Source organism: Paraburkholderia sp. FW306-2-2C-D06C (assembly GCF_058781505.1).
This window is the reverse complement of record NZ_JBYSWU010000029.1, coordinates 76,709-86,152: the sequence shown is the minus strand read 5'-3', so window position 1 is coordinate 86,152 and position 9,444 is coordinate 76,709. Positions and strand designations below refer to the sequence as shown.

Here is a 9,444-nt window from a genome sequence, read left to right as displayed (position 1 = left end):
GTTTTCCGCCCCGCAGGAAGTCCCCCGCCCCGAAGGAAGTCCCCTTGGGGGATTGGAGGATTGTCCCTCTCGGGGGGCCTGACGCGAAGCGACAGGTTGTTTGGGGGCGCTTCCCAATTACTGGTTCTGGCCGTCGAGCTTGGCCTTCAGCAGCGCGCCGAGGTTCGTCGTGCCGGTTGCAGCCGAGCTGTTGTCCGACGCGAGGCCGCGGATGGCTTCCTGCTGTTCGGCCGAGTCCTTGGCCTTGATCGACAGGTTGATGCCGCGCGACTTGCGATCGATGTTGATGATCATCGCGTTGACCTTGTCGCCTTCCTTCAGCACGTTGCGAGCATCTTCCACGCGGTCTTGTGCGATTTCCGAAGCGCGCAGATAGCCTTCGACTTCAGCCGACAGCTGAACCACTGCACCCTTCGCGTCCACCGACTTGATCACGCCGTCGACGATCGAACCCTTGTCGTTCATTGCAACGAAGTTGCTGAACGGGTCGCCTTCGAGCTGCTTGATACCCAGCGAAATACGTTCCTTCTCGACGTCGATGCCGAGAACGATCGCTTCCACTTCGTCGCCCTTCTTGTACTTGCGAACAGCTTCTTCGCCCGTTTCGCTCCACGACAGGTCCGACAGGTGAACCAGACCGTCGATGCCGCCCGGCAGACCGATGAAGACGCCGAAGTCGGTGATCGACTTGATTGCGCCTTGCAGCTTGTCGCCCTTCTTGAAGTTGCGGCTGAAGTCGTCCCACGGGTTCGGCTTGCATTGCTTCATGCCGAGGCTGATACGGCGGCGGTCTTCGTCGATTTCGAGAACCATGACTTCGACTTCGTCGCCCAGCTGAACAACCTTCGACGGTGCAACGTTCTTGTTCGTCCAGTCCATTTCCGACACGTGGACGAGGCCTTCGATGCCCGATTCCACTTCGACGAATGCGCCGTAGTCGGTGATGTTGGTGACCTTACCGAACAGGCGCGTGCCCGACGGGTAACGGCGCGAGATGCCTTCCCACGGATCGTCGCCCAGTTGCTTGATACCCAGCGAAACGCGGTTCTTCTCTTGATCGAACTTGAGGATCTTCGCGGTGACTTCCTGGCCAACCGACAGCACTTCGCTCGGGTGACGCACACGACGCCATGCGATATCCGTGATGTGCAGCAGGCCGTCGATACCGCCGAGGTCCACGAACGCGCCGTAGTCGGTGATGTTCTTGACCACGCCTTCCACGATCGCGCCTTCCTTCAGCGTTTCGAGCAGCTTTGCGCGCTCTTCGCCCTGGGTCGCTTCGATCACGGCACGGCGCGACAGCACGACGTTGTTGCGCTTGCGGTCGAGCTTGATGACGCGGAATTCCAGCGTCTTGCCTTCGTACGGGGTCGTGTCCTTGACCGGACGCGTATCAACCAGCGAGCCCGGCAGGAATGCGCGGATGCCGTTGACCATGACGGTCATGCCGCCCTTGACCTTGCCCGTGATCGTGCCGGTCACGAGTTCGTTGTTGTCGAGAGCTTTTTCCAGCGACAGCCACGAAGCCAGACGCTTCGCCTTGTCGCGCGACAGGATCGTGTCGCCATAGCCGTTTTCCAGCGCGTCGATCGCGACGGAAACGAAGTCGCCCGCCTGCACTTCTACCTCGCCCGCGTCGTTCAGGAACTCTTCGAGCGGGATGTAGGCTTCGGACTTGAGACCAGCGTTGACGACCACGAAGTTGTGGTCAACACGCACGACTTCGGCGGAGATCACTTCGCCGGCGCGCATGTCTTGCTTGGTCAGCGACTCTTCGAACAGAGCCGCAAAAGATTCGGTATTCGGGGTAGAGGTTTGCAGGTCGGACATAAAAATCAAAATTTGCATGGTTCTCGCGGTGCCCGGCTGGCCGGACGGTCAGCATCGGCCAAGAGTGCGAATGCCACGCGGGGTTAAAGGGTTAATACACGCTCCACGACAATCGCGGAGCACCTACTGACAACACCACTTCTACCGCGCCCGATGTTGATGCGCAACTCGTACATTCATCAGGCACGCGAAACTAAAGCTTCATACCATTGCACCACCTGTTCGACCGCCTGGTCGACCGACAATGCCGAGGTATCAAGCAGCTTTGCATCCGCTGCGGGCTTGAGCGGTGCGGCTGCGCGCTGACTGTCACGCTCGTCGCGCTCACGCAAATCCCGGAGCAAGTCATCTATATTAGCAGAAAATCCTTTTTGGATCAATTGCTTATGCCGGCGTGCGGCGCGAGCCTCCACGCTGGCGGTCAAGAACACCTTCAGCACGGCATCCTGGAAGATCACCGTGCCCATGTCGCGGCCGTCGGCGACCAGCCCCGGCTCCTTGCGAAAAGCCCGCTGACGCGCCACCAGCGCGGCGCGCACGGGGGCGTGCACGGCGATCGCCGAGGCCCGGCTGCCGACTTCCTCCGCGCGAATCTCGGCGGATACATCGACGCCGTCGAGCTGCGCCAGGCCCTCGCGAAACGTGATGTGCAGGTCGTCGATCAGTTTTGCAAGCGCCTCGGCATCGTCCGGCGCAATGTTGTAGCGCATGCTCGCTAGCGCGGCGAGCCGGTACAGCGCGCCGCTATCCAGCAAGTGAAAGCCGAGGCTCGCGGCAACCAGCGCGGCCACCGTACCCTTGCCGGAGGCACTTGGGCCGTCGATCGTAATGATGGGCGTCTGGTGAAAGGGACGGGTCGGTTTCATCGAAAAAGTCGCACGTCAGTCGATTTGGGGTCGAATCAGGGTTGGGCGAGCGCGGTGAAGCGCTCGAAATAGTCAGGGAACGTCTTGCCGACGCACTTCGGATCGTTGATCCGGATCGGCACGCCGCCGAGGCTCACCAGCGAGAAGCACATCGCCATGCGGTGATCGTCGTAGGTGTCGATCGAGGCGTTCGGGATCAGTTTTTCCGGCGGCGTGACGACGAGGTAATCCTCGCCCTCCTCCACTTTGGCGCCGACCTTGCGCAGTTCGGTCGCCATCGCCGCGATCCGGTCGGTTTCCTTCACTCGCCAGCTGGCGATGTTGCGCAGCGTGGTGGTGCCGTCGGCGAACAGCGCGGCGACGGCGATCGTCATCGCCGCGTCGGGAATCAGGTTGAAGTCCATGTCGATCGGCTCGAGCTTGCCGTGGTCGTGGCCGACGCCGCGCACTTCGATCCAGTCGTCGCCCATCTGCAGGTTCGCGCCCATCCTGATCAACGCATCGGCAAAGCCGACATCGCCCTGAATGCTGGCCCGGCCGACGCCCTCCACCCGCAGCGGTCCGCCGCCGAGCGCACCCGCCGCGAGAAAGTACGACGCCGACGACGCATCGCCTTCCACCATGATCGTGCCCGGCGACTGATAGCGCTGTCCCGCCGGCACGACGAACTGGTGCCAGCCGTGGCGTTCGACCTTGATGCCGAAGCGCGCCATCAGCTTGATCGTGATCTCGATGTACGGCTTCGAGATCAGTTCGCCGTCAACCTGCACGGTCGTGACACCGCTTTCGGTGCGCAACAGCGGCAGTGTCATCAGCAGCGACGTGAGGAACTGGCTCGACACGTCGCCGCGCACGCGGATCGGCGCGTCGGCGGAAATCTGCCCCGGGCGAATCCGCAGCGGCGGATAACCTTCATTCGCTTCGTAGTCGATCCTCGCGCCGATCTGCCGCAAACCGTCGACCAGATCGCCGATCGGCCGCTCGTGCATGCGCGGCACGCCGTGAATGCGATAGTCGCCGCCATTGACCGCGAGCGCCGCCGTGAGCGGACGCACCGCCGTGCCCGCATTGCCGAGGAACAGATCGGCGGTGCGAGCGGTAAACGCGCCGCGCGTGCCGGTGACGACGCAGGTGTCGCCGTCGCGCTTCAGACGCACACCGAGCTTTTCGAGCGCGTCGAGCATGACGCGCGTGTCGTCCGAATCGAGCAGGTTCGTGATGGTCGTTTCGCCTTCGGCGAGCGCTGCAAGCAGCAGCACCCGGTTCGAAATGCTCTTCGAGCCTGGCAGACGAACCGTGCCGGACGCGCGGGAAAACGGTCCGAGATCGAGAAATTCCATGATTGAGTCCAGTTTCCGGTTATTTCGATGCGTCGCTGGGCGCAACCGCTGCGCCTCGCTGGTCCTGCCATTCGGTGCGCGCGACCCGCGAGCGCGCGAACACGGCTTCGAGCGCGGCGCCGTCGGCGGCCTCGATCGCCGTGCGCAAGCGCGCGAGCACCGCCGTGTAGGCATCGAGCTCGTCGAGCAACGCGACGCGATTCGCGACGCACACGTCGCGCCACATTTCCGGACTCGACGCGGCAATGCGCGTGAAGTCGCGGAAACCGCCGGCAGCAAAGGCGAATTTCAGCGCGGCGTCGGGCGAATTGAGAATCTGCTCGACCAGCGCGAACGACAGCACGTGCGGCAGATGGCTGACCGACGCGAACACGCGGTCATGCTGCTCCGGCGTCATCTCGTGAACGGCGGCGCCGGTGGCGCGCCACATGGCGGCGACACGCGCGACGGCTTCGGCCGGATTCTCCGGCAGCGCGCACAGCACAACGTTGCGGTTCACATACAGATCGGGCAAGGCGGCATCCACACCGCTCGACTCGCGTCCGGCGATCGGATGCCCCGGCACAAACTGGCCGATGCGCGCACCGAGCGCCGCTCGGGCGGCTGCCACCACGTCGGACTTGGTGCTGCCGGCATCGGTGACGATCGTGTCAGGGTCGAGAAACGGCGCGATGCGTTCGAGCAGAGGCTGAGTCTGCGCGACGGGCGCGGCAAGCATCACGAAGTCCGCGCCGGACAATGCTTCGCGCAACGCGGCGGCGTCATTCAGCGCCGCGGTTCCGTCGATCACGCCCAGCTCCAGAGCGCGCGCCGTCGACGCGGACGAACGTCCGACACCGATTACCGTGCGCACGCCTTCGGCTTCGCCCCGCTCGCGCAATGCGCGCGCAAGCGATCCGCCGATCAGGCCGACACCGAAAATCACCAGTTTGTTAAAAGAGAACGCGGCCACATCGGTCACAGAAAAAGCGCGCCTTTCAGGTAGTGAAGCGCGCGGGTCAAGAACTACCGCTTACGCGGTGGCGAGCGTTTTTTCAAGCGCCGCGAGGAACGCTTCGTTTTCTTCCGGCAGGCCGATCGTGATACGCAGCCATTGCGGCAAACCGTAATTGCCGACCGGACGCACAATCACACCCTGCTTCAACAATTCGAGGTTCACGCGGCTGCCGGCTGCGTCGTCGTTGCCGACGCGCAACAGCACGAAGTTGCCGTCCGACGGCACATACTCGAGACCGAGCTTGTCGAACGCCTCGGTCAGACGGCGATAGCCCTGCGCGTTCAACGCCGCGCTCTTTTCCAGAAACGCCTTGTCGTTTAGCGCCGCGATCGCCGCGGCTTGCGCCAGCGTGTTGACGTTGAACGGCTGACGCAGACGGTTAAGCAGATCGGTCAACTCGGGCTGCGCGATCGCGAAACCAACGCGCAAGCCGGCCAGACCAAACGCCTTCGAGAACGTGCGCGACACCAGCAGATTCGGATAACGGCGCACCCACGCGATCGAGTCGTAGCGCTTTTCTTCCGGCAGATATTCGGTGTACGCCTCGTCAAGCACGACGACCACGTTACGCGGCACTTTGTCCAGAAACGCTTCGAGCTTCGCGCCTTCGATGAACGTGCCGGTCGGGTTGTTCGGGTTCGCGACGAAAACGAGGCGCGTGTCGCCGGTGATCGCAGCGAGCATTGCGTCGAGATCGTGACCGTACCTGAGGGCCGGCACAACGATCGCGCGCGCCCCGACGCCTTGCGTGGCCAGTGCGTACACAGCGAACGAATACTGCGAATAGACGATCGACTGGTCCTTCTCTACAAACGCGTGCGCCGCAATTTCGAGGATGTCGTTGCTGCCGTTGCCGAGCGTGACCCACTCGGACGGCACGCCGTAGCGCGCGCTCAACGCTGCCTTCAGCTCGAACGCATTGGCGTCCGGATAGCGGCCGAGTTCGCTGGCGGCTTGCGCCATGGCGCGCTGCGCCGACTGCGGCATGCCGAGCGGATTTTCATTCGACGCCAGCTTCACGATGGTCGCTTCGTCGAGGCCGAACTCGCGGGCCACTTCCGAAATCGGTTTGCCGGCGATATAGGGCGCAATCGCGCGCACATAGGAAGGGCCGAAGGACGTTGTCATGAAATCTCCGAACGACTATTAGTCAATGAATGTGCAGCCGACGCACTCGAATGCCATCGGCAAGGCATTAGCGGGCGCGCGGATACGAGCCGAGTATCTTCAGGAACGCGGCCTTCTGGCCGAGTTCGGCGAGCGCGGCGGCAACCGCCGGATCGTCGCGATGACCTTCGACGTCGATGTAGAAGTAGTACTCCCACGTGCCGACGCGCGCCGGACGCGATTCGAAACGGGTCATCGATACGCTGTGGCGCGCAAGCGGCTCGAGCAGCTTGAATACCGCGCCGGGTTCGTTCGCCACTGAAACGATCAGCGACGTCTGGTCGTGTCCGCTTGCGCCGGTGCGCTCCTTGCCGATCATCACGAAGCGGGTGCGGTTGTGCGGATCGTCCTGGATCAGCGCGTAGGCGACCTGCAAACCGTAGTGCGTCGCGGCGCGATCGCCGGCGATCGCGGCGACCGTCGGATCGTCCGCCGCCATCCGTGCCGCCTCCGCGTTGCTCGACACCGCCTGGCGTTCCAGATGCGGCGCGTTCATGGAAAGCCAGCGCTGGCATTGGGCGAGCGCCTGCGCATGCGCACACACGCGCGTCACGCCGGTGAGGCCGCCGTTCAGCGTCAACAGGTTGTGGTGAATCGGCAAAGCCAGTTCGCCGCCGATCGTGAGCTGCGTTTGCAGCAGCAGATCGAGCGTGCGCGACACCGCGCCTTCGGTCGAATTCTCGACCGGCACGACGCCAAATTCAGCGGCGCCCGCCTCGACCGAGCGAAATACTTCGTCGATCGACGGGCATGGCAGGCCTTCGATCGACTGACCGAAGTACTCGTGCATCGCCTGTTCGGTATAGGTGCCGACCGGGCCGAGATACGCAGCCTTGATAGTCTTTTCCAGTGCGCGGCTCGCGGCCATGATCTCGCGCCAGATCGCGCTGATATGTTCGCTCGCGAGCGGCCCTTCGCTCATGTCCTGCAAGCGCGCGATCACCTGCTGTTCGCGCTCGGGGCGGAACACCGGCGCGTTGAAATGCTTCTTGACCTCGCCCACTTCGAGCGCGACCGCCGCCCGTTGATTGAGCAGCGCGATCAACTGCGCATCGAGCGCGTCGATGCGTTCGCGGAGCGGTTTGAGTCGGGTATTGAGTTCGTCGTCCATGCGTGAAAACGGCCCTGCCGGGTAACTTGCGGGAAAGGATGCGCGCGCCTGAATGCCTGACACAGTCAGGCGCTGCGCTGTTCGAATTCCTTCATGTATTCGACAAGCGCTTTGACGCCTTCGAGCGGGACGGCGTTATAAAGCGATGCCCGCATGCCGCCGACGGACTTGTGGCCCTTTAGCTGCACCATTCCCCGCGCTTTCGCGCCGGCCAGGAAATCTTCATTGCGCGATTCGTCGGCGAGGAAAAACGGTACGTTCATCCGCGAGCGCGAGCCACGTTCGACCTTGTTCAGATAGAAGCTGCTCGAGTCGATCGCGTCGTACAACAGCTTCGACTTTTCGAGGTTGCGCGCTTCCATCGCGGCAAGGCCGCCCTGCCTCTTCAACCACTTGAACACCAGCCCGGCGATGTAGATCGCGTAGGTGGGCGGCGTGTTGTACATCGAATTGTTCTCGGCGACGGTTTTCCACTCGAACGCCGACGGGCAGATCGCTTGCGCGCGATCCAGCATGTCTTCGCGCACGATCACGACCGTCACGCCCGCCATGCCGATGTTCTTCTGCGCGCCGCCGTACAGCACGCCGTATTTGGCGATGTCCATCGGGCGAGACAGGATGTGCGACGACACGTCCGCGACCAGCGGAATATCGCCCATATCGGGGATTTCGAAAGTCTCGACGCCGTGGATCGTCTCGTTGGTACACAGATGCACGTAAGCCGGATCGTCCGACAGTTGCCATTCGGAGCGTGCCGGCGCGCGCGTGAAGCCGTCCGCCGTCTGGCCGCTCGCCGCCAGATGCACGGTGCCGTACTTTTGCGCTTCCTTGAACGATTTCTGCGACCACGAACCCGTCACGACGAAGTCCGCGCGCGCTTTCGCGCCGAGCAGATTCATCGGGACGATCGCGTTTTCGCCCAGACCACCGCCTTGCAGGAACAGGATGCGGTGGCTGGCCGGCACCGCGAGCAACTCGCGCAAATCGACGAGCGCTTCCTCGTGGATCGACATGAACTCTTTACCGCGATGGCTCATTTCCATCACGCTCATGCCGCTGCCTTGCCAATCGAGCATCTCGTCGGCCGCCTGGCGCAGCACTTCTTCTGGCATGGCCGCAGGGCCGGCGGAGAAATTAAAGACGCGCATCGTAGGGTCCCCGGAAGCAGGCGCGAAAAACGTAAATCGCGTATAAATCTGTGAAGTTGCCAACCGCGAAGCCCAACGTCGCAAAGCTGGCAACGCGAATTTGACGACGCAAGTTTGACGGCGATTTCGCGCCCAAAAAGAAAATGGCCGTCCGCGCGTGTGCGCAAACGGCCATTATCGCATTGTCGCCGCCAACCCGCCAAACCCGGACGCCGTAAAGCGTACCGACCGGCGGCTGGCGCGACGTCAGCGCAGCCTTTCGACCTAAGCTTACTTACCCGGCTTGACCGATGCGACTTCCTTGTCGGCCTGGTCGCGCGTTGCCTTGATCGATTGCGGCATGTACTTCTGCATCAAGCCGTTCACGACGTCGCGGCCAACCTGGTCCTGGACCTGGATGAACTTGCGGCCAGTCGGGCTCTTGTAGAACGTGGTCAGATCCTTGATTTCCGACGTGCTGTAGTACTTCGCGTAAGCGTCGTACTGAGCTTGCATGGCGTCTTGACGGAAACCGTCCGTTGCGAACACCTGACCCGCACCGTCAACCAGCTTCGGCACTGCATTCTTTTGCAGCGCCGGGACGGAAGCCTGTTTCTGCTTGTCCGTCAGCGTCTTGTTTTCGCTCAGGGCGTCCGACAGGATGGCCGGAACCAGTTGCTTGGCTTGCATTTGCGCGCTGTTGCCGATGGCGCCGACGAGCTTCTGTGCGTCGATTGCGTCCAGCAGGTCCTTGATAGCAGCCTGCTTGGCCGGATCAACCGGTGCTGCGGCAGCAGCCGGAGCCGCCGGAGCCTGGCTTTGAAGCGCTTGAGCCATAGCAAAGGTCGGCACGATAGCAGCCAGCAACATCAGTTGTTTGAATCGTTTTTGCATCATTACTCCCTAAGAGAAATTAACTTGAAATGCCAGCTGCGCGAGGTGCGTATCGGCCCGATACACCATTCTCCCTACACAGCTTTCACCCAATAACTGAGACTGAGAACCG

General features: G+C 62.5%; 8 protein-coding genes. All 8 read right to left on the bottom strand.

The window, feature by feature from the left end; all coding sequences use genetic code 11:
* Window positions 1-117: 117 nt before the first annotated feature.
* Complete coding sequence (gene rpsA / locus AC3WLT_RS21955; RefSeq protein ID WP_492593796.1) at window positions 118-1,848, bottom strand: 30S ribosomal protein S1; 1,731 nt, start codon at window positions 1,846-1,848, stop codon at window positions 118-120.
* A gap of 161 nt (window positions 1,849-2,009) precedes the next feature.
* A complete protein-coding gene (gene cmk / locus AC3WLT_RS21950; RefSeq protein WP_492593795.1) occupies window positions 2,010-2,696 on the bottom strand; it encodes a (d)CMP kinase in 687 nt (228 codons plus the stop codon).
* A gap of 35 nt (window positions 2,697-2,731) precedes the next feature.
* Window positions 2,732-4,036 (bottom strand): 3-phosphoshikimate 1-carboxyvinyltransferase, encoded by a 1,305-nt coding sequence (gene aroA / locus AC3WLT_RS21945; protein ID WP_492593794.1) that lies wholly within the window; start codon window positions 4,034-4,036, stop codon window positions 2,732-2,734.
* Window positions 4,037-4,055: 19 nt separating this feature from the next.
* Entirely contained in the window at window positions 4,056-4,997 is a 942-nt protein-coding gene (locus AC3WLT_RS21940; RefSeq protein ID WP_492593793.1) for a prephenate dehydrogenase, read from the bottom strand.
* A gap of 51 nt (window positions 4,998-5,048) precedes the next feature.
* Entirely contained in the window at window positions 5,049-6,161 is a 1,113-nt protein-coding gene (gene hisC, locus AC3WLT_RS21935) for a histidinol-phosphate transaminase (RefSeq protein WP_492593792.1), read from the bottom strand.
* Window positions 6,162-6,228: 67 nt separating this feature from the next.
* Entirely contained in the window at window positions 6,229-7,311 is a 1,083-nt protein-coding gene (pheA, locus tag AC3WLT_RS21930) for a prephenate dehydratase (protein WP_492593791.1), read from the bottom strand.
* Window positions 7,312-7,376: 65 nt separating this feature from the next.
* A complete protein-coding gene (serC, locus tag AC3WLT_RS21925) occupies window positions 7,377-8,459 on the bottom strand; it encodes a 3-phosphoserine/phosphohydroxythreonine transaminase (protein WP_492593790.1) in 1,083 nt (360 codons plus the stop codon).
* 270 nt (window positions 8,460-8,729) lie between these two features.
* Window positions 8,730-9,332, bottom strand: coding sequence for a DUF2059 domain-containing protein (locus AC3WLT_RS21920; RefSeq protein WP_492593789.1), 603 nt, complete (start codon window positions 9,330-9,332; stop codon window positions 8,730-8,732).
* Window positions 9,333-9,444: the final 112 nt, after the last annotated feature.

Coding starts and splice junctions, on each gene's coding strand:
- rpsA (WP_492593796.1), bottom strand. CDS start 1,848: ATGCAAATTTTGATTTTTATGTCCGACCTGCAAACCTCTACCCCGAAT.
- cmk (WP_492593795.1), bottom strand. CDS start 2,696: ATGAAACCGACCCGTCCCTTTCACCAGACGCCCATCATTACGATCGAC.
- aroA (WP_492593794.1), bottom strand. CDS start 4,036: ATGGAATTTCTCGATCTCGGACCGTTTTCCCGCGCGTCCGGCACGGTT.
- hisC (WP_492593792.1), bottom strand. CDS start 6,161: ATGACAACGTCCTTCGGCCCTTCCTATGTGCGCGCGATTGCGCCCTAT.
- pheA (WP_492593791.1), bottom strand. CDS start 7,311: ATGGACGACGAACTCAATACCCGACTCAAACCGCTCCGCGAACGCATC.
- serC (WP_492593790.1), bottom strand. CDS start 8,459: ATGCGCGTCTTTAATTTCTCCGCCGGCCCTGCGGCCATGCCAGAAGAA.
- AC3WLT_RS21920 (WP_492593789.1), bottom strand. CDS start 9,332: ATGCAAAAACGATTCAAACAACTGATGTTGCTGGCTGCTATCGTGCCG.